Source organism: Jiella avicenniae (assembly GCF_021390325.1).
GTDB classification, from domain to species: Bacteria; Pseudomonadota; Alphaproteobacteria; order Rhizobiales; family Rhizobiaceae; genus Jiella; species Jiella avicenniae.
In genome coordinates, this window is the sequence record NZ_JAJUWU010000004.1 from 94,091 (window position 1) to 118,905 (window position 24,815).

Annotated in this window: 27 protein-coding genes; 21 read left to right on the top strand and 6 right to left on the bottom strand. The window is 66.4% G+C overall.

The window, feature by feature from the left end:
• Positions 1–252 precede the first annotated feature (252 nt).
• Positions 253–678, top strand: a complete 426-nt coding sequence (locus tag LZD57_RS04825) for a DUF1489 family protein (protein WP_233718038.1) — start codon at positions 253–255, stop codon at positions 676–678.
• Between the two features lie 78 nt (positions 679–756).
• On the opposite strand, the gene LZD57_RS04830 is transcribed toward LZD57_RS04825, so the two are convergent.
• Both LZD57_RS04830 and LZD57_RS04835 read right to left on the bottom strand, forming a co-directional pair.
• Entirely contained in the window at positions 757–1,032 is a 276-nt protein-coding gene (locus LZD57_RS04830) for a hypothetical protein (protein WP_233718040.1), read from the bottom strand.
• Positions 1,033–1,361: 329 nt separating this feature from the next.
• Complete coding sequence (locus tag LZD57_RS04835; protein ID WP_233718042.1) at positions 1,362–2,873, bottom strand: SPOR domain-containing protein; 1,512 nt, start codon at positions 2,871–2,873, stop codon at positions 1,362–1,364.
• A gap of 359 nt (positions 2,874–3,232) precedes the next feature.
• On the opposite strand from LZD57_RS04835, the gene LZD57_RS04840 reads away from it, so the two are divergent.
• The 5 genes from LZD57_RS04840 (at position 3,233) to LZD57_RS04860 (ending at position 8,074) form a co-directional block, all read left to right on the top strand.
• Complete coding sequence (locus LZD57_RS04840; RefSeq protein ID WP_233718044.1) at positions 3,233–3,694, top strand: phasin family protein; 462 nt, start codon at positions 3,233–3,235, stop codon at positions 3,692–3,694.
• Between the two features lie 243 nt (positions 3,695–3,937).
• Positions 3,938–4,300 carry an ATP-dependent Clp protease adapter ClpS gene (clpS, locus tag LZD57_RS04845; protein ID WP_233718046.1) on the top strand — a complete coding sequence of 121 codons (363 nt, stop codon included), beginning with the start codon at positions 3,938–3,940 and terminating at the stop codon, positions 4,298–4,300.
• 8 nt (positions 4,301–4,308) lie between these two features.
• Entirely contained in the window at positions 4,309–6,816 is a 2,508-nt protein-coding gene (clpA, locus tag LZD57_RS04850; RefSeq protein WP_233718048.1) for an ATP-dependent Clp protease ATP-binding subunit ClpA, read from the top strand.
• A gap of 152 nt (positions 6,817–6,968) precedes the next feature.
• Positions 6,969–7,712, top strand: coding sequence for an AzlC family ABC transporter permease (locus tag LZD57_RS04855; RefSeq protein ID WP_233718050.1), 744 nt, complete (start codon positions 6,969–6,971; stop codon positions 7,710–7,712).
• Complete coding sequence (locus LZD57_RS04860; RefSeq protein ID WP_233718052.1) at positions 7,712–8,074, top strand: AzlD domain-containing protein; 363 nt, start codon at positions 7,712–7,714, stop codon at positions 8,072–8,074. The genes LZD57_RS04855 and LZD57_RS04860 overlap by 1 nt, the downstream gene beginning before the upstream one ends.
• Before the next feature lie 147 nt (positions 8,075–8,221).
• On the opposite strand, the gene LZD57_RS04865 is transcribed toward LZD57_RS04860, so the two are convergent.
• Entirely contained in the window at positions 8,222–8,662 is a 441-nt protein-coding gene (locus LZD57_RS04865; RefSeq protein WP_233718054.1) for an HIT family protein, read from the bottom strand.
• Between the two features lie 180 nt (positions 8,663–8,842).
• Between LZD57_RS04865 and LZD57_RS04870 the strand changes: the two genes are divergently transcribed.
• Positions 8,843–9,094 carry a type II toxin-antitoxin system Phd/YefM family antitoxin gene (locus LZD57_RS04870; RefSeq protein ID WP_233718056.1) on the top strand — a complete coding sequence of 84 codons (252 nt, stop codon included), beginning with the start codon at positions 8,843–8,845 and terminating at the stop codon, positions 9,092–9,094.
• A complete protein-coding gene (locus LZD57_RS04875) occupies positions 9,091–9,543 on the top strand; it encodes a PIN domain-containing protein (RefSeq protein ID WP_233718060.1) in 453 nt (150 codons plus the stop codon). Before LZD57_RS04870 ends, LZD57_RS04875 begins: the two co-directional genes overlap by 4 nt.
• A 39-nt stretch (positions 9,544–9,582) precedes the next feature.
• Here LZD57_RS04875 and LZD57_RS04880 read toward each other — a convergent pair whose 3' ends face one another.
• Genes LZD57_RS04880 through LZD57_RS04890 form a run of 3 tightly spaced genes read right to left on the bottom strand, consistent with a single transcriptional unit; the run spans position 9,583 to position 12,047 of the window.
• Positions 9,583–10,800, bottom strand: coding sequence for a GNAT family N-acetyltransferase (locus LZD57_RS04880; protein WP_233718062.1), 1,218 nt, complete (start codon positions 10,798–10,800; stop codon positions 9,583–9,585).
• Positions 10,801–10,840: 40 nt separating this feature from the next.
• Positions 10,841–11,578, bottom strand: coding sequence for a glycerophosphodiester phosphodiesterase family protein (locus LZD57_RS04885; protein WP_233718064.1), 738 nt, complete (start codon positions 11,576–11,578; stop codon positions 10,841–10,843).
• Between the two features lies 1 nt (position 11,579).
• Positions 11,580–12,047, bottom strand: a complete 468-nt coding sequence (locus tag LZD57_RS04890) for a RidA family protein (protein ID WP_233718066.1) — start codon at positions 12,045–12,047, stop codon at positions 11,580–11,582.
• A 135-nt stretch (positions 12,048–12,182) separates the two neighbouring features.
• On the opposite strand from LZD57_RS04890, the gene LZD57_RS04895 reads away from it, so the two are divergent.
• The 13 genes from LZD57_RS04895 (at position 12,183) to fabZ (ending at position 24,815) form a co-directional block, all read left to right on the top strand.
• Positions 12,183–13,271: an EipB family protein gene (locus LZD57_RS04895; protein WP_233718073.1), complete on the top strand. Its 1,089-nt coding sequence runs from the start codon at positions 12,183–12,185 to the stop codon at positions 13,269–13,271.
• Positions 13,272–13,414: 143 nt separating this feature from the next.
• Positions 13,415–13,687: a BrnT family toxin gene (locus tag LZD57_RS04900; protein WP_233718074.1), complete on the top strand. Its 273-nt coding sequence runs from the start codon at positions 13,415–13,417 to the stop codon at positions 13,685–13,687.
• Entirely contained in the window at positions 13,671–13,934 is a 264-nt protein-coding gene (locus LZD57_RS04905; protein WP_233718076.1) for a hypothetical protein, read from the top strand. Before LZD57_RS04900 ends, LZD57_RS04905 begins: the two co-directional genes overlap by 17 nt.
• A 278-nt stretch (positions 13,935–14,212) precedes the next feature.
• Entirely contained in the window at positions 14,213–15,046 is an 834-nt protein-coding gene (rpsB, locus tag LZD57_RS04910) for a 30S ribosomal protein S2 (protein ID WP_233718078.1), read from the top strand.
• Between the two features lie 141 nt (positions 15,047–15,187).
• Positions 15,188–16,114 carry a translation elongation factor Ts gene (gene tsf, locus LZD57_RS04915; RefSeq protein ID WP_233718079.1) on the top strand — a complete coding sequence of 309 codons (927 nt, stop codon included), beginning with the start codon at positions 15,188–15,190 and terminating at the stop codon, positions 16,112–16,114.
• A gap of 261 nt (positions 16,115–16,375) precedes the next feature.
• Positions 16,376–17,095 carry a UMP kinase gene (pyrH, locus tag LZD57_RS04920; protein ID WP_233718090.1) on the top strand — a complete coding sequence of 240 codons (720 nt, stop codon included), beginning with the start codon at positions 16,376–16,378 and terminating at the stop codon, positions 17,093–17,095.
• A gap of 45 nt (positions 17,096–17,140) precedes the next feature.
• Positions 17,141–17,698: a ribosome recycling factor gene (gene frr, locus LZD57_RS04925; protein WP_233718091.1), complete on the top strand. Its 558-nt coding sequence runs from the start codon at positions 17,141–17,143 to the stop codon at positions 17,696–17,698.
• Between the two features lie 56 nt (positions 17,699–17,754).
• Positions 17,755–18,474 carry an isoprenyl transferase gene (locus LZD57_RS04930; protein WP_233718092.1) on the top strand — a complete coding sequence of 240 codons (720 nt, stop codon included), beginning with the start codon at positions 17,755–17,757 and terminating at the stop codon, positions 18,472–18,474.
• Positions 18,475–18,478: 4 nt separating this feature from the next.
• Positions 18,479–19,330, top strand: coding sequence for a phosphatidate cytidylyltransferase (locus LZD57_RS04935; RefSeq protein ID WP_233718093.1), 852 nt, complete (start codon positions 18,479–18,481; stop codon positions 19,328–19,330).
• 120 nt (positions 19,331–19,450) lie between these two features.
• The gene (gene rseP / locus LZD57_RS04940; protein ID WP_233718101.1) at positions 19,451–20,590 is read left to right on the top strand and encodes an RIP metalloprotease RseP; all 1,140 of its coding nucleotides are present in this window, start codon (positions 19,451–19,453) and stop codon (positions 20,588–20,590) included.
• Between the two features lie 200 nt (positions 20,591–20,790).
• Complete coding sequence (gene bamA, locus LZD57_RS04945; protein ID WP_233718102.1) at positions 20,791–23,241, top strand: outer membrane protein assembly factor BamA; 2,451 nt, start codon at positions 20,791–20,793, stop codon at positions 23,239–23,241.
• A 52-nt stretch (positions 23,242–23,293) separates the two neighbouring features.
• The gene (gene lpxD, locus LZD57_RS04950) at positions 23,294–24,355 is read left to right on the top strand and encodes a UDP-3-O-(3-hydroxymyristoyl)glucosamine N-acyltransferase (protein WP_233718103.1); all 1,062 of its coding nucleotides are present in this window, start codon (positions 23,294–23,296) and stop codon (positions 24,353–24,355) included.
• Positions 24,348–24,815, top strand: a complete 468-nt coding sequence (gene fabZ / locus LZD57_RS04955) for a 3-hydroxyacyl-ACP dehydratase FabZ (RefSeq protein WP_233718104.1) — start codon at positions 24,348–24,350, stop codon at positions 24,813–24,815. Before lpxD ends, fabZ begins: the two co-directional genes overlap by 8 nt.

A 24,815-nucleotide genomic window follows, 5' to 3' on the forward strand; every position in this document is an offset into this window, starting at 1 on the left:
GGCGAGGCGGCCAAGGCAAGATCTCAGCTTCGATACGGATGACGCGAGCGCGCCGCCTTCGCCGCCGGCGAAAACGCGCGTGCTCTTCGGCTCGTTCGGCGTGAGGACACCGCCTCGCGGTGCGGCTCGCCGGCCACGTGATCGGCCGGGGTCGTCGCCGTCTGCCGTCGTCACCCGGCGTTGCTGGGGATTACGGCGACGCGGCCACGGGCGGTGCTTGGAAAGGCAAGCGCGATTGGCCACATTGGGCCGATGGCTCTCCACCTGCTCAAGCTCTGCGTCGGCGCCGTCAGCGCCGAGGATCTCGCCGCCCATATCGACCGTCGCCTCGCATTGAGCGGGGCGCCGACCTATTGGCACGTCACCCGGATGGTGCCGAAGCGTGCCGAGGAACTCTCTTCGGGCGGTTCGCTCTACTGGATCATCCGCGGCAGCGTGCAGGCGCGCCAGCAGATCCTCGGGATCGAGCCCTTCACAGACGAGGAGGGGATCGGTCGCTGCAAGATCCTGCTCGACCGGAACCTCGTCCTCACCCGCCACCAGCCGAAGCGCCCCTTCCAGGGCTGGCGCTATCTGAAAGGCGAGGACGCGCCGGCCGATCTGCGCGCTTTCGACGAGGCCGGCGACGGCCTGCCGCCGGAACTCGCCTCCGCCTTGCAGGAACTCGGCGTCATCTGACGACGGGCGGACGCGTCTGCGTCCAAGCCCCGTGAGACGCCATCTTCCCCGGGCTGGCCGGCGGAAGGGATCGCCGTCTCAGCGGAACCGCATGCGAACGGCGGTCGAGCCGTTCGGCGCGATCGAGCGGATCCGCGTGTGGCTGACCGGCTGCGAGGCGCGCCACGCCCTGGCGCCGTAGGACAGGAGCAGACCGACCAGCTCCTTGGCCTTCATCCGCGAGCGGCCGTCGCGGGCTTCGCCCAGCCGCAGGGCCGCCTGCTGGAGAGGATGGACGCCGACCGGAACCGCATCCGGCCGGGAACCGGACAGGGTCGGAACGATCAGGTTTCGGCCGTGATTCTCCATCGACATGACTTCCCCTCGGAACGCTTCACACAAAGGGCGGCGGATCGTGCTTGCCGGGCCGCCACCGGAACCATCGGGCGGATCGGCCCGCCCTCTGCGCATCTCCGCCGCCGCCCATCCCCATGGGCCCGGTCGGTATCCGCGCGACTTTCCGTCATTGCGGCGTCATGCCGTCGGACCGGTCGGCGTGGTGCTGCCGTCACCGGCAGACCGTCTCCCCCGGCGCCAGCCGGTCCCCCGGGAGGGGCACAAACAGGCCCCCTGGCGAGACGTCATGCCTCACCGATCCCCGTCTCGATGCGGCGCCGTGTGCCGGCGCCCCGCCTACGTCCGTGTCAGTTCGCCACGGCGTAGCAGTTGTAGGAGTTGCGCTTCAGCGCCGCGCAGGCGTCCCACGCCTGGTCCTTGCTGTGGAAGCCGGCGAAGCGTGCGCGGTAGAGCGTGCCGCCGCCGGTGTCGACGCTTTCGGTGAACGGCTCGGCCGTGGCGAGCTGCGCGCCGGCGGCGCTCTTGGCCTTCTTCAGCATCGTCATCGCCTGCGAGGCCGATTCCGTCGCCGCGATCTGGACGACCCAGGGCGAGGGCTTCGTCGGCTGCACCACCATGGCCGGGACGTTCTGGGCGACGGAACCGGTCGCCTGGACGTCGACGTCGCCGCGCAGGAGGGCCGCGGCCTTGCGCCCGTCCTGGGCTGCGGGCCGGGCGAGCGGCAGGATCGCGGCGACGGCGCTGGAGGCGGCGGGGCGCTCTTCGACCAGAGCGGCGCGGATCGCGTCGCGGCCCATCAGCGGACGGGAGGTCGGCGTCGGCATCCGCGCGGCGATCTGCTCACCCTCGTCGCTGCCATAGGCCATGGCGATCCGGTCGTTGATCGAGATGCCGCCCGCGGTCGGACGGAAGTCCGGGATCGGGCCCTTCTTCGGCAGGTCCGGCTCGATCGCCGCGACCACGACGTCGGCACTCGGCTTGGCGGCGATCAGCGGTCCGCCGTCGCGCCGGCTGGCCTTCGGCATGGTGCGCTTCAAAAGGTCGACCATGTGGTCGTCGCGTGAGCGGCCCGAGGTGCCGCCGAAGACGGCGGCGACGACGCTCTTGCCATCGGTCTTCACCGAGGTGACGAGGTTGAAGCCCGACGCGTTGATGTAGCCGGTCTTGATGCCGTCGACGCCGTTGTAGCGGTTGAGAACGCGGTTGTGGTTGCCGATCCGCGCGCCGCGGAAATTGAACGAGCGCGTGGAGAAGTAGTCGTAATATTCCGGGAAATGCTCGCGGAGCGCGATGCCCAGCGTGGCCATGTCGCGGGCGGTCGTATGCTGGGCGGGATTGGGCAGGCCGTTGGCATTGCGGAACTCGGTGCGCGACATGCCGAGGCGATGGGCCTTGTCGGTCATGCGCTTGGCGAAGTCGGTCTCGGAGCCGGCGAGAAATTCCGCCAGGACCACCGCCGCGTCGTTCGCCGAGCGCGTCACCAGCGAATAGATCGCCTCTTCGACGGTGAGCGTCGTGCCGGGGCGCAGCCCGAGCTTCGACGGCGGCCGGGCCGAGGCATAGGCCGACACCGGCATCTTGTCGTTCTTCGAGATCTTGCCGCTCTTCAACGCCTCGAAGGTGAGGTAGAGCGTCATCATCTTGGTCAGCGACGCCGGATAGCGGTATTCGTCGGCGCGGTCCTGATACAGCACCTTGCCATTGTTGGCGTCGATGACGAAGCCGGCATATTTCGGATTGGCGGCATCAGCCGCTCCGGTTCCCCCGGCAAGGCAGATGCCGGCGCCGACGAGGGCGACGGCGATCGTCCGGGTGAAGGTTCTGGCGGCACGTCTGAATTGCGACAGGTCGATTGGCACGCAAAAACTCATCGATCGTGTTGCTGGCACGGTAGTTTCGCTCCGGCGCTGGTCGACGAGCGCGACGCGAACCTTCCAAGGGGCCGTTCTGATGTCCGTCAGGCTAAGCCGCGTCGCTTACCAATCGGTTTATATCATTCGGATTGTGTTCACCTTGCCCGGCTTTTTCCGTGAAACGCGTCATTCCACAATTTCGTGAGGAGAGTGTGGTCGCGATTCGATTCGCATCGCGGCGCACCCGTTGAAACCCGTTGTGCAGTGCAATATATTTACGGTCAGACACGAGAGCGGGGCGTCGCCCCGGCGTCGCCCGTGGCGCCGACGGCTCCCGCCCGGACCGTATGGAAAGGAAAACCGACATGAGCATGACGATGAACGCCTATGACGACGCCGGCAAGCTGACCAAGGAAGCGATGGACAACACGCTGCGGTCGTTCGCTGCCATGACCAAGGGCTTCCAGCAGATTTCGGCCGAGACGGCCGACTTCACCAAGCGGTCCTACGACCAACAGACCGCCATGATGGAGAGGCTGTTCCAGGCCAGGACCCTCGACAAGACGATCGAAGTCCAGAGCGACTTCGCCAAGACGGCCTACGAGGCCTGGGTCGCGCAGATGACCAGGATGAGCGACATCTACGCCGGCATCGCCAAGGAAACCTACAAGCCGTTCGAGCAGACGGCCAAGTCGGCTTCTGCCGTCGCGACCAAGGCCGCGATAGACACGACGTCGCAGGTCGATCGGGCCGCCGGGGAAGCGGCGGACGTGGCTGAGCACGCCGTCGATGCCGCCGAGCAGCAGGCTCACGAGACCGCCCACTGAGGCCGTGAAGGCCTGGCGTCTGCGAAGCCGGAAGGGCTTCGCAGACGTCCGTGAGTGACGAATTTGATTGCCGGGCCCGGTTCCAGCCGGGCCTTTTTGCGTTACGTTGAGGCTTGCGTCTGCGGGGCGCGATCGGTGCAGCGGTTGCGCTGCAACGGCGGCGCCGCATCGGCTCCTTAAAATCTCATGACACATGCATACATACGATCCATGGCGATGCTGGCTGAACGGACACGACGAGGGATGGACCAGAAGCTGGGCGGCAGGCCGATCAGGCTTCAGGGCGGGGACGAAAAGGGCGGGGGCACCGATCGCGGTACTTCCGTCATCACCCGGACCAGCCCGAAAACCAAACGACCGAGCCTTTACAGAGTGCTGCTTCTGAACGACGATTACACTCCGATGGAGTTCGTCATTCACGTCCTCGAACGCTTCTTTCAGAAGGATCACGAGGCCGCGACCAGAATCATGCTGCACGTTCACAACCATGGCGTCGGCGAGTGTGGAGTCTTCACCTTCGAAGTGGCGGAGACGAAGGTCACCCAGGTCATGGATTTTGCCCGCCAGCACCAGCATCCGCTGCAATGCGTGATGGAAAAGAATTGAGGTGACGCTTGCCGACATTTTCGCAAAGCCTTGAGAAGGCACTTCATCAGGCGCTCACTCTGGCCAACGAACGCCATCAGGAATTCGCGACGCTGGAGCACCTGCTCCTCGCTCTTCTCGAAGACAAGGACGCTTCGGCCGTGATGCGCGGCTGCAGCGTCGATCTCGACCTGCTTCGCAAGAACCTGGTCACCTACATCGACACCGAACTCGCCAATCTCGTCACCGGGCACGAGGAAGATTCCAAGCCGACGGCCGGCTTCCACCGGGTGATCCAGCGGGCGGTGATCCACGTCCAGAGTTCCGGCCGCGAGGAAGTGACCGGCGCCAACGTGCTCGTCGCGATCTTCGCCGAGCGCGAGAGCCATGCCGCCTATTTCCTGCAGGAGCAGGAGATGACCCGCTACGACGCGGTGAACTTCATCTCCCACGGCATTTCCAAGCGCCCCGGCGGCTCGGAGAGCCGGCCGCTGCGCGGCGCCGAGGACGAAGCCTCGACCATCGGCCCGGACGAGGAAGGCAAGCGCAAGGCGGCGCCGGATGCGCTGACGGCCTATTGCGTCAACCTCAACGAAAAGGCCCGGGGCGGCCGGATCGACCCGCTGATCGGGCGGGCCGAGGAGATCAACCGGACGATCCAGGTTCTCTGTCGGCGCTCCAAGAACAATCCGCTCTATGTGGGCGATCCCGGCGTCGGCAAGACGGCGATCGCCGAGGGCCTCGCCAAGCGGGTCGTCGAGGGCGACGTGCCGGACGTTCTCGCCGACGCGACGATCTTCTCCCTCGACATGGGCACGCTGCTCGCCGGCACCCGCTACCGCGGCGACTTCGAGGAGCGGCTGAAGCAGGTCGTCAAGGAACTCGAGGAGTATCCGGGCGCCGTCCTGTTCATCGACGAGATCCACACGGTGATCGGCGCCGGCGCCACCTCGGGCGGGGCGATGGACGCCTCGAACCTTCTGAAGCCGGCGCTCTCCTCCGGCGCGATCCGCTGCATCGGTTCGACCACCTACAAGGAGTATCGCCAGTTCTTCGAGAAGGACCGGGCGCTCGTGCGGCGGTTCCAGAAGATCGACGTGAAGGAGCCGTCCGTCGACGACGCGGTGTCGATCCTCAAGGGCCTGAAGCCCTATTTCGAGGACTTCCACCGGGTGAAGTTCACCAACGACGCGATCAAGTCCGCCGTCGAGCTTTCGGCCCGCTACATCACCGACCGCAAGCTGCCGGACAAGGCGATCGACGTGATCGACGAGACCGGCGCCTCGCAGATGCTCCTGCCGGAAAACCGGCGCAAGAAACAGATCGGCGTGAAGGAGATCGAGGCGACGATCGCGACCATGGCCCGCATCCCCGCCAAGTCCGTCTCCAAGGACGACGAGGAGGTGCTCGCCCATCTCGACGAGCAGCTGAAGCGCGTCGTCTACGGTCAGGACGAGGCGATCGCCAATCTCGCCTCGGCGATCAAGCTCGCGCGCGCCGGGCTGCGCGAGCCGGACAAGCCGATCGGCTCCTATCTGTTCTCCGGCCCGACGGGCGTCGGCAAGACCGAGGTGGCACGCCAGCTGGCGTCGTCTCTCGGGGTCGAACTCCTGCGCTTCGACATGTCGGAATACATGGAGCGGCACACGGTCTCGCGGCTCATCGGCGCGCCTCCGGGCTATGTCGGCTTCGATCAGGGCGGCCTGTTGACCGACGGGGTCGACCAGCATCCGCATTGCGTGCTCTTGCTCGACGAAATCGAGAAGGCCCATCCGGATCTGTTCAACATCCTGTTGCAGGTCATGGATCACGGCCGGCTGACGGATCACAACGGCAAGCAGATCAACTTCCGGAACGTGATCCTGATCATGACCACCAATGCCGGCGCGGCGGAGATGGCCAAGGCGACGATCGGCTTCGGCCATTCGCGCCGGACCGGGGCGGACGAGGAGGCGATCAATCGCCTGTTCACGCCGGAGTTCCGCAACCGTCTCGACGCGGTCATCCCCTTCGGCCCGCTGCCGACGCCGGTGATCCATCAGGTGGTCGAGAAGTTCGTCATGCAGCTCGAGGCGCAGCTTTCGGAGCGCGGCGTCACCTTCGAGCTGTCGCCGGAAGCCATCGCCTGGCTTGCCGACAAGGGCTATGACGAGAACATGGGGGCGCGGCCGCTCGCCCGCGTCATCCAGGAGCACATCAAGAAGCCGCTGGCCGACGAGGTGCTGTTCGGCAAGCTGAAGCGCGGCGGTACGGTGAAGGTCACCGTCGTCGACGACGGCGCCGGCGGCAAGAAGATCGCCCTTGAGGCGATCGCCGACGAGGTTCCGCCGCCGAAGGCCGGCAAGTCTGCGAAGAAGCGGGCCGTGGTTGCTGCCGACGGATCGGACTTCGACGAGCCGGTCGACGACGACGAGGCCGGCGACGACGGTGACGAGGACGAGGACGAGGACTCGTCTCAATCTTCGAACCAAGCGGCGGCAGCGCCGGCGAAGAGCCGCGTGAGTTCGGTGCCGAAGGTGCCGCGGCGCTCCAACTGACGAACGGCGGCGGCCGCCGGCCTTTCGGCGGTCGCTCGGCGCCGCGGATTTGACGGCGGCTGTCGTCAGTCACTATGACGAACGAGGCCCGGTCGGCGATGCGCTGGTCGGGCCTTCTTCTTTTGCCCACCTCGCGGAACCGCCTCGGGCTCATGACCACGCATCTTCCCGCCGTTTCCGAGCGCTCCGACCTCGGCTGGATCGCCCTCGGCATGAAGGGGATCCTGAGCCCGCCGGCGCTGATCCTGACGACGGCCTTCTTCGGCTTCGCCGGGCTCTGCCGCGAGGCCGGCATCTCCTGGCAGGAAGCGGGCTTCATGACCGCCGTCGTCTGGGCACTGCCGGCCAAGATCATCCTCCTCGGCGCGATCACCGCCGGCACCTCGCTGCCCGCCGCCGCCTTCGCCGTCGCGCTGTCCTCGCTGCGGATGACGCCGATGGTGGTGGCGCTGATGCCGGAAATTCGCGGGCCGAAGACGAAGGTGCCGACGCTGCTCTTCCTGTCGCATTTCGTCGCCATCACCGCCTGGGTCTTCGCCATGGAGCGGATGGGCGACGTGCCGCGGGACAAGCGGACGCTCTATTTCGGCGGCTTCGCCGTGACGCTGACGGCGATGAACACGGTGCTGGTCGCCATCGTCTTCAACCTGATGGGCCAGCTTCCGGCGCTGGCGACGGGGGCTCTCGCCTTCCTGACGCCGGTCTATTTCTTCAATTCGCTCTACGGCTCGGCCCGGGACGCCACCGGCCGTCTGGCGCTGTTCTGCGGCATGGCGGCACTGCCGCCGGCGCACTGGCTTTCGCCCGGCTACGAACTCCTCATCGCCGGGATCTGCGGGGGGCTCGCCGCCTATGTCGGCGGCCGCCTCCTCAAGCTCCGCCGGGGCGCCGCCTGATGGCCGACTGGGTCTATTCCGACGTCGTGCCCTGGTGGCCCTACGTCTTCATCCTCCTCGCCGGCTGGCTGCCGACGGACATGTGGCGCTATCTCGGCGTCGTCTCGGCGAGCCGGATCGACGAGACCGGCGAGGCGGCCAAGATCGCCCGCACCATCGCGACGTCGCTGGTGGCCGCGGTGATCGCCCAGCTGGTGTTCTTTCCGTCGGGGGCGCTCGCCGGGATCCCGACGCTCGTCCGCCTGCTCGCCCTCGCGGTCGGCTTTGCCGCCTATCTCGCCTCCCGAAGGCGGATCCTGGTCGGCATCGTCGCCGCCGAGCTAGTGATCGGCGGGTGGGCGCTGGTGGCGGCTCTGGATTGAACTGGTCTCGGGAGAGGGGCAGGGGGCCTTCGACATATGTCGGGCGGTAGCGCCGAGGCACCCCCCGCTGCTCTCGAAGCCATGGATCACGACGAGAACCAAGCCGAAAAAGACGAGCCGGCCGGCAGCAGGACGCGGACGGAAAGCCTACCCCTTCGCCAGCGCCGCCCGGATCGCCTCGGCATGCTCCTTGATCGTCTCCATCGGCACGTCGCCGAAGGCGTGGCGCTTCAGTTCGACGCCCCGATACATCGGGATGACGTGGAAGTGCAGGTGGAAGACGGTCTGGCCGGCCGGCTCCTCGTTGAACTGGGCGACGCGGACGCCATCGGCGGAAAACGCCTCCTTCGCCGCGCGGGCGAGCCGCGCCACCCGCGGCATCACCGCCTCCAGCGTCTCGTCCGACGCGTCGAGGAGGTTGCGCGAGGGCGCCTTGGGAACGACCAGGCAGTGACCCTTCGACTGCGGCATCACGTCCATGATCGCGACGGCGACGTCGTCCTCGAAGAGCTTTTCGCTCGGGATCTCGCCCTTGAGGATCTTGGCGAAGACGTTGTCGTCTTCATAGGCGGGCGTGGCGGGGGTCATGAGGACTCCTGAAGCTGTGATTCGTCGTGCCGGATGGTAGGCCACGCAACAATCGAGTCCATGGAGGCGCGATCGAGGATCGCTTCGAACGTCGGGCGGCCCATCATCGCCGATTCATGCTTGCATTTCTGTATGCTACACGCACCTTTGTGCGGGCGCTTTGGAATGAGGAACGGCGTGATGTCCGAAGTCGATTTGAAAGACGCGCATAGGGATCTCGTCACCCTCGTCGAGCGCGCCGCCGGCGGCGAAACCGTGACGGTCACGAAAGCGGGCAAGGCCGTGGCAACGATCGCGCCCGTCACGGAAGCGACAGAGAGATCCGACCAAGGACCAGGCTCCCGGCCCAGCCTGGCGGAGTATCTCCAGACCTTGCCGGTCGATATCGAATTCGAGCGCAATCGCTCTCCGTCGCGAGACGTCGATCTTTGACGGGATTTCTTCTCGATACGAATGCCATCTCCCTGCTGGCGCCGACCAAGGCGAAGCCCGTTCCGGGGTTCGCCGAATGGGTCGAGCGCCGGGATTTCGAAGGAAAGATCTTTCTGTCGGCAGTCAGCATCCACGAAATGCAGAGAGGCATCCATCGTCTTGACGCGGCTGGGGCGGTGAGGAAGGCGGAAGCGCTCAAGAGGTGGCTCTTGGGACTGATCGAAGGCTACGACGAGAAGATACTTCCCGTCGCCTTGTGGACTGCGATTCTTTCCGGCCAAGCGGAAGCAGCAGCCATCGGGGCAGGTCGAAATCCCGGGATGGCAGATGCTCTGATCGCTGGAACGGCAAGAGAATTCGATCTCATAGTCGTGACTGATAACCTCGGCGATTTCATCGCCTGCGGAATGTCGCCGTTGCGCCCGATCGATGCGGTTGGACAGGAGTGAGTGCCGGTTTCCGGGAGGATCACCGACGGCTCGTCAGAATTACCCCCGCCGGAACGGCGTGTGCTCGCCGAGCACCTCGCCGACGCGCTCCACCTCGTCGCGTTCGGCCGTGAGATAGTCGCGGATGGCGCGGCGCAGGCCCGGATGGGCGATGTAGTGGGCCGAGTGCGTCGTCACCGGCTCGTAGCCCCGCGCGATCTTGTGCTGGCCCTGCGCTCCCGCCTCGACCACGGCGAGCTTGTTCTCGATCGCGAAGTCGATCGCCTGATGGTAGCAGATCTCGAAATGCAGGAACGGATGGTCCTCGATGCAGCCCCAGTTGCGGCCAAAGAGGGCATCGGCGCCGATGAAGTTCAGCGCGCCTGCGACGTAGCGGCCTTCGCGCTTCGCCATGACGAGGAGGATGCGGTCCGCCATCCGCTCACCGATCAGCGAGAAGAAGCGGCGGTTGAGATAGGGCCGGCCCCATTTGCGGCTGCCGGTGTCCATGTAGAAGGCGAAGAAGGCGTCCCAGGCGGCTTCGGTCAGATCCTTGCCGGTGAGCCATTCGACGGTGATGCCGTTCGCCAGCGCCTCGCGCCGCTCCTTCTTCAGCGCCTTGCGCTTTCGCGAGGCCAGCGTCTCGAGAAACCGGTCGTAGCTGTCGTAGCCGCGGTTGAAGAAGTGGAACTGCTGGTCGATGCGGTGCAGCCAGTCGGCCTCCGACAGGGCTGCGACGTCGGCTTGGTCGAGAAAGGTCGCGTGGACCGAGGAGATGCCGGTCTGGGCGAGATAGGCCCGCGCGCCGGCGGCGAGCGCCGTTCGGTTCGCCGCGGCGTCCGGCCCGTTGCCGACGAGCAGCCGCGGCCCCGTGACCGGCGTGAACGGCACCGAGATCTGAAGCTTGGGATAATACTCGCCGCCCGCCCGTTCGAAGGCGTCGGCCCAGCCGTGGTCGAAGACGTATTCGCCCTGGCTGTGGGATTTCAGATAGGCCGGCGCGACGCCGACCACCTCGCCGTCCTCGCCCTCCAGGACCAGATGCTGGGGCAACCAGCCGGCGCGCTCGCCCACGCAGCCGGCGTCCTCGAGCGACTTCAAAAAGGCGTGCGACAGAAACGGATTGGCGGGCGACGGCCCGCTCTTGCCGCCGGAAGCGGCGGTTGCGGCCGTACGCGTCTCGGCCAGCCCGTCCCATAGCACCGGGTCGACCGCCGAAATCGTGTCGGCGACCCTGATGGTGACCGCCCGCTCGCGGGCTTCGCGCTGTTGCGTCATGGGCTTGAGAAGTAAGCCTTCGCAGCCGCAGCGCAAGGGATCATTGCTGCGGCGCGAAGTCCTCGAAGGTGATCTGGTCGGCATGCCGGCAGCTGACGGCATACTCGTCCTCGTTGCGGACGGTCCAGGAGATGACCGGCGCCCGGCGCTCTTCCCGCACCCAGCCGACGAAACCGTTCGGCAGATCGTGGACGTCGTAGGAGACGAAGTCGCAGCCGCGCTCGAAGACGGTGCGGTGGGCGGCGAGGACGCTCGCCCGTCTTCCGTCCGCCGTCAGCCCGATCGGTCGGCCTTCCGGTCGGTCGGCGAGCATCTGGTCGACCAGCCAATCCTCGAAGGACATCAGCGCCAGGGGACCGGAATAGGCGTCGACCAGCGGCTTCACCCGGCTGAAATAGTCCCGATCGCGGGTCTTGTCGTTGCTCTTCAGTTCGATCACCACCGGAACCTGGCCGGCAACGACGGCAAGGAACCGCTGCAGCGTCGGAATGGTCGCGGTCGAGCGGCCGAGGGTCAGGCCGGCGAGGTCGCCGTCCGACTGCGTGGCGACCGCGGCGTGGCGTCCGGTCATCCGGTTCAGCGTCGCGTCGTGGAAGACGTGCGGGGTGCCGTCGGCGGACATCTGGACGTCGCACTCGATGGCATAGCCCGCCGCGATCGCGGCGAGCGCGGCGGGAACCGAATTCTCCGGGATGGCACGGTTGCCGTCGTGCAGGCCGCGGTGGGCGATGGGCCGCTCCACGAGCCAGCGGAACGGCCCGTCATAGGATGTCGTCACGTCAGGCGATCTCGAACGTCGCTTCGACTTCGACGGCGGCATTCATCGGCAGGGCCGGCACGCCGACGGCCGAGCGGGCATGGCGGCCCTTGTCGCCGAGGATCTCGACCAGGAAGTCCGACGCGCCGTTCGCCACCTTGTGCTGCTCGGTGAACGACGGGTCGCTCGAGACGAAGACCGTCAGCTTCAACAGCCGGCCGATCTTCGACAGATCGCCGCCGAGCGCGGACTTCGCCTGGGCGAGAACGTTGATGGCGCACAGCCGCGCCGCCTTCTGGCCGGTCGCGACGCCGACCTCGCCGCCGAGCTTGCCGGTGACGGCGAGGGCGCCGTTCTCCATCGGCAACTGGCCGGACGTCTGCAGGATCTTGCCGTAGGTGACGGTCGGAACGTAGTTGGCGGCGGGCGCGGCGGCCTCGGGCAGGGTGACGCCGGCGGCCTGGAGGCGGGTTTCGATCGTATCGGCCATGATGTTGTCTTCCTTTTCTGACGCGGATAGGACGAAGTGTCGCGTCGCCCGGCGGTGTCCGGCTGCCGCGACGATCGGCAAGTTGCGCTGCAGCGTCGGTAGCCGATCCTCACAGCGAGTGAAAGATTGAACTTGATGTCGCAACGCGGCTTGCCATCGCATTTTCTCGCCGCAGCGCTCGTGACGGGGATGGGGCTCGCCATGCCGGCCGGCGCGGCCGGGGCCGCCGAGCCCGTCGCCCTCAGCCCGCACCGGGCGTCCTACGAGGTCGCCCTCGACCAGGCGAGCGAGGATCTCCTCAGCGTCGACGGCCGCATCGCGGTGGCCCTCGGCGAGCCCGGCGACTGCAAGGGCTACGGCATCGACTACCGGTTCGTGGCGCGGTTCCTGAAGGACCAGGAGATCGTCGTCACCGACCAGCAGATCCGGCTGACCGAAAGCCGCGACGGCAAGGACTTCGCCTTCGATGCGGAGAGCTTCGTCGATTCCCTGCCGGACATGACGACCAAGGGGACGGCCAAGACTGCGGGTGACGCCACCGTCGTCACCTACGAGGAGCCGGTGGCCCGCGAGATCCGGCTGCCGGCCTCGACCTTTCCCGTCCATCACACCCGGCACGTCGTCGAAGCCGCCAAAGCGGGGGTGCCGATCTTCGAATCCCACGTGTTCCAGGGCGATGCCGACGCCGAGAAGACCATGACGAGCACCGTCGTCATCACCCCGCTCGGCACCGAGGCGATCGCCGGAGAGATCGCCGGCTACGGCGGGGCGCCGTCGCGAAAGGCAGAAGTGAGCGACGGGGCCTCGGGCGAGGATGGCACGGGCGCGGCCGGCGACGCCATGGCCGCGGGGGAGCCGGATGGAGCACCCTCGAGGGACGAGGCGGCGGAGCCGCAGAACGACGCGGCGGCCGGCGATGACGCACCGCCCGTGGCCGCCACGCCCGCCGATGCCGATGCCGCGGGCAAGGATCCGTCTGCCTCCGATCCCGCCGCGATCGCCGAACGGCTGAACGGGCTGAAGGCCTGGAAGATCACCGAATCCTTCTACAATTCCGACAGCGACGAGGACGGACTTCCGGTCTTCGAGACCAGCTACACGCTGTTCGAGAACGGCGTCACCGGCAACCAGATCCTGAAATACGACGGCTATACGCTGAAGGCGCGGCTCTCGAGCCTCGAACTCGAAACCGCGCCCGATTGCCCGGCCCCGGCCGGGGAGTGACCGAGCGCCTCTCGCGGCGGGCATCCATGCCGGGCCGCCATCCTGTGATGATGCGGGCCGTCAGATCGCTGCGGCGAAACCTCACTCGAACGGCGTGTTCGTTCGATTCCTACGACCAAGCGTGATACAGCCAGAACGTGCCGTTGAAAATCACGTTCGACCCTATGAAGCGCGACGATGTCCTCAGAGAACGAGGCGTCGATATCCTCTACGCCGCGCTTATCTTTGAAGGGGAAACCCTCGATGTCGTCGACGAAAGACACGACTACGGTGAAAAGCGGATCATATCCATCGGCAAGGTCGGGGACGAGTACTATACGGTCGTGCACGTGGATCACGATGAGCCCATCCGTATCGTGACTGCCTGGAAAGGAGGACGGCGTGCGAAAAAGAAATATGATGACCGTCACGCTTGAAGAGATCCGGGCGATGCAGGCGCGCGGAGAATTGTGCCACAATCCCGACGCGCCCGAGGGACCGGACCTGCCGGACGAGTTCTGGAACGGCGCGGAGGTCGTGACGCCCGAGAGCCGCGAGCTGATTTCGATGCGGGTGCCGCCGGAAGTCAAGGCGTTCTTCCAGGGCGAAAGCGAAAAGGGCTACACACGCCGCATGGCAGAGGTGCTGACGGCTTACGTTCGGGCACAACGAGCCAAGTCGTGATTTGATTGCCGGCAGCGCCGCCCGGGCGATCCTCCTGGCGGGCGAGCTTGAAGCCCGCATGCGTCGTTGCCATCTTCCCGGTATGGCGTCCTGAAGCCTCTTTCTGCGCGGCATGATTTGCCAAAGCCGGCGGTTTGCTGTATGGCGCGCCCCATTCCACACACGGAAACCGGGTTGGAACGGCTGGAACGAAGGTTCCGGTCCGCTCCCGCCCACCGGTGGCGACGTCGCGTCGCTTCTTTCCGTGGAGGCATAACCGGTCAAAGGAAGACACTGATATGGCTCTGCCAGACTATTCGATGCGCCAGCTCCTCGAGGCGGGCGTCCACTTCGGCCACCAGACCCATCGCTGGAACCCGAAGATGTCGCCCTATATCTTCGGCGCGCGCAACAACATCCACATTCTCGATCTCGCCCAGACGGTTCCGCTGCTGCATCGTGCGCTGCTCGCCGTCTCGGATACGGTCGCCCGCGGCGGCCGCGTGCTCTTCGTCGGCACCAAGCGGCAGGCCTCCGAGCTCGTCGCCGACGCGGCGCAGCGCTCGGCCCAGTACTACGTCAATTCGCGCTGGCTCGGCGGCATGCTGACCAACTGGAAGACCATCTCCCAGTCGATCCAGCGGCTGCGCAAGCTCGACGAAATGCTCGCCGGCGGCGAGGCCCAGGCCTTCACGAAGAAGGAGCGGCTGACGCTCACCCGCGAGCGCGACAAGCTCGACCGGGCGCTCGGCGGCATCCGCGACATGGGTGGCGTGCCGGACATGATCTTCGTCATCGACACCAACAAGGAGTCGATCGCGATCGAGGAAGCCCGGCGCCTGCACATCCCGATCGTCGCGGTGGTCGATTCGAACTGCGATCCGCTGCCGATCGACTATCCGATCCCGGGCAACGACGACGCCGCCAGGGCCATCGCGCTCTACTGCGACCTGATCGCCCGGGCCGCCGTCGACGGCATCGCCCGCCAGCAGGGCGACATGGGCATCGACATCGGCGAGATGGAAGAAGCCCCGGTCGAGGAACTGCCGGAAGAGGCGGCGACCGGTGGCGGCTCTGCCGAACAGGCGGCCGAACTCGCCGACAACGCGACCGGCCAGCCCGCCGCAGGCTGATCCGTCCTTTCGGGACGAGGGCGGCCAGCCGGGGCTGCGTCGCACCTCGAACCGTTCGTGCGTGTAATCACTGCGTCACAATTTCGGCGCACCCAGCTTGTTGCGAGCCGGTGCGCCAAATCATTTCCGAGGAAGGCTAAGATGGCAATTTCCGCTTCGATGGTGAAGGAACTCCGCGAGAAGACCGGCGCGGGCATGATGGACTGCAAGACCGCACTCGCCGAGACCAACGGCGACATGGAAGCTGCGATCGACTGGCTGCGCAAGAAGGGCATCTCGAAGGCCGACAAGAAATCCGGGCGCACCGCCGCCGAGGGTCTGATCGGCGTCGCCGCCGAAGGCACGAAGGCCGTCGTCGTCGAGGTCAATTCCGAGACCGACTTCGTCGCCCGCAACGAGGCCTTCCAGACGCTCGTCCGCGACGTCGCGACCGTCGCGCTGTCGACCGACGGCACCGTCGAGGCGGTTTCCGGCGCGACCTATCCGGGGTCGGACAAGACCGTTCTCGAGAGCGTCCGCGAGGCCGTCGCCACCATCGGCGAGAACATGAGCCTGCGCCGGTCGGCGCTGCTCTCGGTCTCGGACGGCGTGGTCGCCACCTACATCCACAACCAGGTCGCCGACGGTCTCGGCAAGCTGGGCGTGCTGGTCGCGTTGGAATCGACCGGCGACAAGGACAAGCTCGCCGCCTTCGGTCGGCAGGTGGCGATGCACGTCGCCGCGACCAACCCGCTGGCGCTGTCGGCCGACGAGATCGATCCGGCGGTGGTCGAGCGCGAGAAGGCGATCTTCTCCGATCAGGCCCGCCAGTCCGGCAAGCCCGAGAACATCATCGAGAAGATGGTCGAGGGTCGGCTGCGCAAGTTCTACGAGGAGGTCGTTCTCCTCAAGCAGAACTTCGTCATCAACCCGGACCTCACCGTCGAGAAGGCGCTCGCCGAAGCGGAGAAGGACATCGGCGCGCCGACGAAGATCGCCGCCTTCGTGCGCTTCGCCCTCGGCGAGGGCATCGAGCGCGAGACCAGCGACTTCGCCGCGGAAGTCGCGGCGGCCGCCGGCAAGAAGTAAGCGCCGCTCCGGCCGTTGCGCCGGAACCGGCCGACGTCGCCGCGCGCGGCGATGATCGGCCCTAGCGGAACAACTCGGGCGGGCGCTCGCTTCACAAGCGGGCGCCCGTATTGTATCGGCAGGCAGAAGCGCGGCGGCAGAAGGCCTTCGCGACAAGGGCCCTTCGGGTGCGGCGTGCCACGGCGCGCCGACCGTGGGCAGAGGACAAAGACGGTCCGACGCGTGGCGATGCGGGGCGTTTCGACTGGAACGGGATACTCGATGACCTCAGAAATCCGCTATCGCCGCGTCTTGCTGAAGGTCTCGGGTGAAGCTCTCATGGGCGAGCAGGGCTTCGGCATCGACGTCGCCGTGGTCGACCGGATCGCGTCCGACATCGCCGAGGCGCGGGCGCTCGGCGTCGACATCTCGGTGGTGATCGGCGGCGGCAACATCTTCCGGGGCGTCGCCGTCGCCTCGAAGGGCGGCGACCGCGTCACCGGCGACCACATGGGCATGCTCGGCACGGTCATCAACGCGCTCGCCTTGCGCACCTCGCTCACCAAGATGGGCGTCGACGCCATCGTCCTGTCGGCCATCGCCATGCCGGAGATCTGCGAAAACTTCACCCAGCGCGCCGCACTCGCCCATCAGGCGGCCGGGCGCGTCGTGATCTTCGCGGGCGGCACCGGCAATCCCTTCTTCACGACCGATTCGGCCGGCGCGCTGCGCGCCGCCGAAATGGGTGCCGCGGCGCTGTTCAAGGGCACCCAGGTCGACGGAATCTATTCCGCCGATCCGAAGAAGGTGCCCGATGCCGAGCGCTACGAGCACCTGACCCATTCGCAGGTCATCGACCGCGGCCTGCAGGTCATGGACATCGCCGCCGTCGCGCTCACCCGCGAAAACCACATTCCGATCGTCGTCTTCTCGATCCACGAGAAGGGGGAATTCGCCAGAATTCTCGCCGGCACCGGCCGCGCGACGACCGTGTCGGACTGAAGACCCCCGGCCCGACCCGCCAGCATCCCACGAGAGGAAACGACCATGGCCGAACTCGATCTCAACGAACTGAAGCGCCGCATGGAAGGCGCGATCAACAGCCTGAAGAGCGATCTGGCGGCGCTGAGGACGGGCCGCGCTTCGGCCAATCTCCTCGATCCGATCACCGTCGAGGCCTACGGGTCGCAGATGCCGCTGAACCAGGTCGCCAACGTCTCCGTGCCCGAGCCGCGCATGGTCGCGGTGTCCGTCTGGGACAAGCAGATGGTCGGCAAGGTCGAGCGGGCGATCCGCGAATCGCATCTCGGGCTGAACCCGATCACCGACGGCACCACCCTGCGCATCCCGCTGCCCGAGCTCAACGAGGAGCGGCGCAGGGAACTCGTCAAGGTCGCCCACCAATATGCCGAAAGCGCCCGCGTCGCCGCCCGCCACGTGCGCCGCGACGGCATGGACAGCCTGAAGAAGAGCGAAAAGGCCGGCGAGATTGGCCAGGACGACAGCCGGCAGCTTTCGGACAAGGTCCAGAAGATGACCGACGACACGATTGCCGAAATCGACAATTTGCTTTCCGGCAAGGAAGCCGAAATCATGCAGGTGTAGGATCTTACGATCGCCGACCTTTCGCGTCGGCAGTCGTTTCGCAGGAGAGGGCGAGGATGGTGCGGCATCCCCGACATGTGGCCATCATCATGGATGGCAACGGGCGCTGGGCACGGGCACGTGGCCTGCCGCGCAGCATGGGCCATCGCCGCGGCGTGGAGGCCGTGCGTTCGGCCGTCCGGGCCGCCGGCGAACTCGGCATCGACTATCTGACGCTGTTCGCCTTCTCCTCGGAGAACTGGCGCCGTCCGAAGGACGAGGTCGAGGAACTCCTGGGCCTGCTCAAGCACTTCATCCGCCGCGATCTCGCCGATCTCCATAAGGAGAACGTCCGGGTGCGGGTGATCGGCGCACGCGACGACCTGTCGCCGGACATCCGCGGGCTTCTCGAAGAGGCGGAGAACCTTACCAAGGATAATGATCGCCAGACCCTGGTGATCGCCTTCAACTACGGCGCCCGCGACGAGGTCGCCCGTGCCATGCGGCGGATCGCCGAAAAGTTCGCCGCCGGCGAGGTCACCCTCGACGCGCTCACGGCCGACTATCTCGGCGAACACATGGATACGGCCGGCATTCCCGATCCCGATCTGATCATCCGCACCAGCGGCGAACTCAGGCTGTCGAACTTCCTCCTGTGGCAGGCCGCCTATTCGGAATTCGTCTTCCTGCCGTGCCTGTGGCCCGACTTCGACCGTCAGGCCTTCGAAGGCGCCCTTGCCGAATATGCCAGCCGCGACCGCCGCTTCGGGGGCTTGTCGCGGGAAATCGCTTCCTGACCGGATGGGGCTCGGCGTCAGACGGTTCTTCAGCGAGGGAAGCTGGAGCGATCTGAGATCGCGGCTGATCTCCGCCCTGGTGCTCGGCATCCTCGTCTGCCTGCTGGTCTTCGCCGGCGGCTGGGGGTTCCGCCTGCTCTGCTGTGCCACCGGCTTCATCGTCTTCGACGAGTGGTCGCGGATCACCCGGGCCCGGCGGCTGAGGCCGCATTTCACCTTCGGACGGCGCGTCTTCTATTTCTCGCTCGTCGCCTTCGCATTCGGCTTCGAACTCGCCGCCATCGTGATCTTCCTCGCCGGCACCGGCTTCCTCGCCTTCATCGATCGCGACGAGCGCAAGGCCGACTGGCTCGTCGGCGGGCTCTTCTACGCCGCCGCGGCGACGTTTCCGGCCGGGCTCCTGCGCGGCGCCGACCTGCCCGGCCTCCTGACCATCGGCTTTCTGGTCACCGTCGTGTGGTCGACCGACATCTTCGCCTATTTCGCCGGTCGCTCGATCGGCGGCCCGAAGCTGATGCCGCGGGTCTCGCCGAAAAAGACGCTGTCCGGCGCCCTCGGCGGGCTTCTTGCGGCGATCGCCTTCGGCGCCCTGTTCGCCGATGCTGCGACGGGGTCGGTGCCGGCCCTGGTGCTCGTGCTGGCAGCGATCCTGTCGGTCGCCGGCCAGGCCGGAGATCTGTACGAATCCTGGATCAAGCGGCGGTTCGGGGTGAAGGATTCCGGCCGGCTCATCCCGGGTCACGGTGGGCTGATGGATCGCATCGATGCCCTGGTCGTCGCGACGACGGTCGCCTGGCTGGTCGGGATGGCGATCGCCGGCTTCGAGCGCCCCGCCGCCGGGCTGTTCCCGGTTTGACGGCGCCGGACCGTCGCGGAGGCGGATCACCGTCGCGCGGCGTGTTTGCGCAAATTCGGTCGCTGCTTTAGAACGAGGCAGCCGCTCGGCGGATTGGCCCGAGCGAGAAGGAGAACATCGATGGAGATCGGGGCGATGACCTCCGGCCTGTGGAGCCACGGGCTGATCTACGTGGTGCCGTTTCTCTTCGTCCTGACGATCATCGTCTTCTTCCACGAACTCGGCCACTTCCTGATCGGCCGGCTGTGCGGGATCAAGGCGCTGACCTTCTCGGTCGGCTTCGGGCCGGAACTCATCGGTTTCACCGACCGGCAGGGGACGCGCTGGAAGCTCGCGGCGATCCCGCTCGGCGGCTACGTCAAGTTTCTGGGCGACGAGAACGCCGCCTCGGTTCCCGACCGGAATGCCGTCGAAGGGATGAGCGAGGCCGAAAGGCGCCACGCCTTTCCCTCTGCGAGCGTCGCGAGGCGCGCGGCGACCGTCGCCGCCGGGCCGATCGCCAACTTCATCCTGGCGATCGTCATCTTCGCCGGCGTGGTCTTCGCCAACGGGCGGGTGGTCGGCGATCCGATCGTCTCCGGGGTCGAACCGGACTCGCCGGCCGCGGCTGCCGGCTTCGAGCCCGGCGACCGGGTGTTGTCGGCCGACGGCGAGGCGATCGACTATTTCTCCGACCTGCAGCGCCACGTCGCGGCCACCGGCGCGAATCCGATCGCCTTCCAGGTGGAACGCGGCGGTCGGACGGTCGAACTCACGGTCACGCCGCGGATGGAGACCCGCGAGGACGAATTCGGCAATTCCTTCACCATGCCGATCGTCGGCCTCAGGGCCGAGAACGTCAACGGCAGCTTCAGGGTCGAAAATCTCGGGCCGCTGGAGTCGCTGCAATACGGCGTCTCGCAGACCTGGTTCGTGGCGGCGCAGACGGTCGGCTTCATCGGCGAGGTGGTGACCGGGCGCCAGAGCGCCGACCAGATCGGCGGGCCGATCCGCATCGCCCAGGTGTCGAGCCAGGTCTCGACGATCGGCATCGGGGCGCTGCTCAATCTCGCGGCGCTGCTGTCGATCTCGATCGGCATCCTGAATCTGTTGCCGATTCCGATGCTCGACGGCGGCCATCTCCTGTTCTACGCCTTCGAGGCGGTGCGGGGCCGGCCGCTGAGCGAGCAGGTCCAGGAGGTCGGCTTCAAAATCGGTCTCGCCCTCGTCACGATGCTCATGATATTTGCTTTCTGGAACGACATCTCCGGCCAGGTCTGAGGGGGCTCGGCCGACAGGGGGGTGGGGGAACATTTGATTAACCATGTCGCCATGGTTCGTGACCGCCTTGCAACGGCGTTTCCGATTCCTCAATCCACAAGGGCGAGTCTGCTTGAACGGAATATCAAAGCCGGTACAAGGCGGACTCTGGAAATGCACGTCCTGCTGAACGGCAAGAAGACGACAAGGTGGTTGGAAACATGAAGGCTCGAACGAAAACCTTGCGCGCGGCGACCGCGATGGCGCTCTCTTCGACCCTCCTCGCCGCCACCACGATGACCGCCCAGCTCGCGGCGACGAGCCTCGCCGATGCGGCGACCGTCAACCGGATCGCGGTCAGCGGCAACAGCCGGGTCGACGCCGAGACGGTTCGCGGCTTCATCGAGATCAAGCCGGGCCAGAACGTCACCGAGGCCGATCAGGACGCCGCCGTCCGCCGGCTTTACTCGACGGGGCTGTTTTCGAACGTGCGCATCAGCCAGTCGGGCGGGACGCTGAACATCGCGGTCGAAGAGAACCAGATCGTCAATCAGGTGCTCTTCCAGGGCAATTCCAAGATCAAGGACCAGCAGCTCAACGCGGCCGTGCAGACGACGCCGCGCGGACCTTACTCCCAGGCGACCGTCGATGCCGACGTCGAGGCGATCAAGAACGCCTACGTGACCATCGGCCGCAGCGATGCCGTCGTGACGGCCCAGACGCAGCCGATCGGCCAGGGCCGCGTCAACGTCATCTTCAACATCCAGGAAGGTGACCGCACGAAGATCGCCTCGATCAGCTTCGTCGGCAACAACGCCTTCTCCGATGCCCGGTTGAAGCAGGTGATCTCGCTGCGCGAGACCGGCATCCTCAGCTTCATCCAGCGCGACGACGTGTACGATCCGGATCGGCTGCAGGCCGACGAGGAGACGGTGCGCCGTTTCTATTACAATCACGGCTATGCCGACTTCCGCATCCTGTCGGCGGTTGCCGAACTCGATCCGGACCAGAATTCCTACTACATCACCTTCACCGTGGACGAGGGTGAACGTTACACCTTCGGCAACGTGAGGATCGACTCGACCATCGAGGGCGTCGATACCGAGGCGCTCTACGGCGAACTCGACACCCAGCCGGGCGACGTCTACAGCGCCAAGGAGGTCGAGAACTCCCTGGTCAACCTGACCAACGCGCTGGCGAACAAGGGCTTCGCCTTTGCCCAAGTGACGCCGCGCGGAGACCGCGACTTCACCAACCACACCATCGCCATCGACTACGTGATCGACCAGGGCCCGCGGGTCTATGTCGAGCGCATCGAGATCCGCGGCAACACCAAGACCCGCGACTACGTCATCCGCCGCGAGTTCGACCTGTCGGAGGGCGACGCCTTCAATCAGGTGCTGATCCAGCGCGCCAAGCAGCGGCTCGAGGACCTGAAATACTTCACCACGGTGAAGATCTCGACGGCCCCGGGTTCGGAGCCGGACCGCGTCATCGTCCTCGTCGACGTCTCCGAAAAGGCGACCGGCGAAATCTCGGTCGGTGGCGGCTACACGACCAGCGGCGACTCCTCCGGCCCCGTCGCCGAAGTCGGCATTCAGGAACGCAACTTCCTCGGACGCGGGCAGTTCATCAAGGTTTCGGCCGGCCTCGGCACCAACAGCCGCAGCTACAACCTCTCCTTCACCGAGCCGTATTTCCTCGGACAGCGTCTGGCGGCCGGTTTCGACGTCTATCATACCGAGACCTCGACCGACGACTACGACGTGACGCGCACCGGCGGCGACGTTCGCCTGTCGGCCCCGATCACCGACCATCTGACGGCGACGGTGGCGTACAACTACAAGCAGGAGAGCTACGGCGACAACACCGGCAGGACGGTCGACAATCCGGCTTTCCCGGCGGATCCGACCGCCCCGGAGACGATCGACAGCACCTGCGGCGATCCCAATCCGCTCGGCAATCTCTTTGACGAGGGCGGCAATCCCCTCAATGCGCCGTCCTTCACCGACTCGCCGATCATCAACGAGGCGATCTGCGCCGGCGACTATCGCACGTCCTCGCTGTCCTATCAGTTCACCTACAACACGCTGGACAACAATCAGGATCCGCGAAACGGCTTCATCGGCTCGATCGGCCAGGAATTCGCCGGCCTCGGCGGCGATGCGAAATACGTCAAGACCACCGGTAAGGCATCCTATTTCAACCTTCTCAGCGAGGAATGGGACGTCGTCGGGCAGCTCGCCGGCGGTGCCGGCAACGTCACGGCCCTCGGCGACGACCTGCGCGTCTTCGACAACTTCTTCAAAGGGCAGGACATCGTCCGCGGCTTCGACACCCGTGGCATCGGCCCGCGGCAGTACGACGTCGCGATCGGCGGCGAGAACTATGCCAACGTCTCGGCCGAGGCGACCTTCCCGATCCCGGGCCTCAACCGCGATCTAGGCTTCCGCGGCGCGGTCTTCGCCGATGCCGGTTCGCTCTGGGGCTCCGAATTCGAAGGCCAGCCCGGGGTCGAAGGCACCGACTTCGCGATCCGCGCCTCGGCCGGCGTCGGCCTGATCTGGGCCTCGCCCTTCGGTCCGCTGCGGGTCAACTACGCCCATCCGCTGGCCAAGGAAGACTTCGACGACACGCAGGAGTTTTCCTTCGGCTTCTCGTCGCGCTTCTGACGCCAAAGAAAGGAGCGCGGGAGGCTCTTCGTCCCGCGCCGGCTTGCCCATCATGCCCGACACGTCGTTTTTCCCTCGGGGTGCGGGTCTCACCGTCGGCGAGATCGCCGGGCTGACGGGCGCCGAACTCGGCGCCGGGACGGAGCCGGGTATCCGCCTTACCGGGATCGGCGCGCTCGATCTCGCCGGACGGGACGACCTGTCCTTTTTCGACAATCCCCGCTATGCGGGGCAACTGGCCGCAACCCGGGCGGGTTGCGTCCTCGTGGCGAGCAAGTACCTGCCCCTTCTGCCGGAAGGCCTTCCGCATCTCGTCGCCGCCAACGTCCCGGCGGCCTTCGCCGTCGTCGGCCGGGAATTCTATCCCGCCGCCCGAACGCCTTCGGCGGTCCTTCCCTCGCTCGGCATCTCGCCGCGGGCCGAGGTCGATCCGACCGCCGAGATCGAGGACGACGTCACCATCGAGGCCTTCGCCGTGGTCGGGCCCGGTGCGAGGATCGGCCGTGGGACGATCGTCTCGCCGGGTGCGGTCATCGCCGGCGGCTGCGCGATCGGCCGCGACTGCCGCATCGGCGCGCAGGTCGTTCTGTCGAACGCGCTTCTCGGCAACCGCGTGATCCTCCATCCCGGCGTCAAGATCGGCCAGGACGGCTTCGGCTACGTCCCGGGTCGCGCCGGCCTCGACAAGGTGGTCCAGATCGGCCGCGTCGTCATCCAGGACGACGTCGAGATCGGCGCCAACGCGGCCATCGACCGCGGAGCGATCCGCGACACGGTGATCGGCGAGGGGACGAAGATCGACAATCAGGTCCAGATCGGGCACAACGTCGCCGTCGGCCGGCATTCGGTGATCGTTTCGCAGGTCGGGATCTCCGGATCGAGTACGGTCGGGGACGGCGTGATGATCGGCGGTCAGGCCGGCATCACCGGCCACGTCACGATCGGCGACGGTGCGCAGCTCGCCGCACTGTCGGGCGTCGCCACGGACGTTCCGAAGGGCGCGCGCTGGGGCGGCATTCCCGCCCGGCCGGTGCGCGAATGGCTTCGGGAGGTGCGATTCTTGACCGAACTTGCCAAGAAGGGGCGTTCGCCGAGGAATGAGCGGAATGACTGACGACAGAACGACGCTGGAAAGCGCCGACATCAACAGGATCATGGAGCTTCTGCCCCATCGCTATCCGTTCCTGATGATCGATCGGATCGTCGACATCGACGGCGACAGGAGCGCCGTCGGCATCAAGAACGTCACCGCCAACGAACCGCATTTCCTCGGCCATTTCCCGACGGCGCCGGTCATGCCCGGCGTCCTGATCGTCGAGGGCATGGCGCAGACCGCCGGCGCGATCTGCGCCCTTTCGCGCGGCGGGGAGGCCCCGTCGCTGGTCTATTTCATGACCATCGACAACGCCAAGTTCCGCAAGCCGGTGATCCCGGGCGACAGGCTCGAATACCACGTCACCCAGACCAAGCGGCGGGCCAACATCTGGAAGTTCGACTGCATCGCCAAGGTCGACGAACAGAAGGTGGCAGAGGCGACGGTGAGCGCCATGCTCGTCCCGCGCGACGCCGAATGA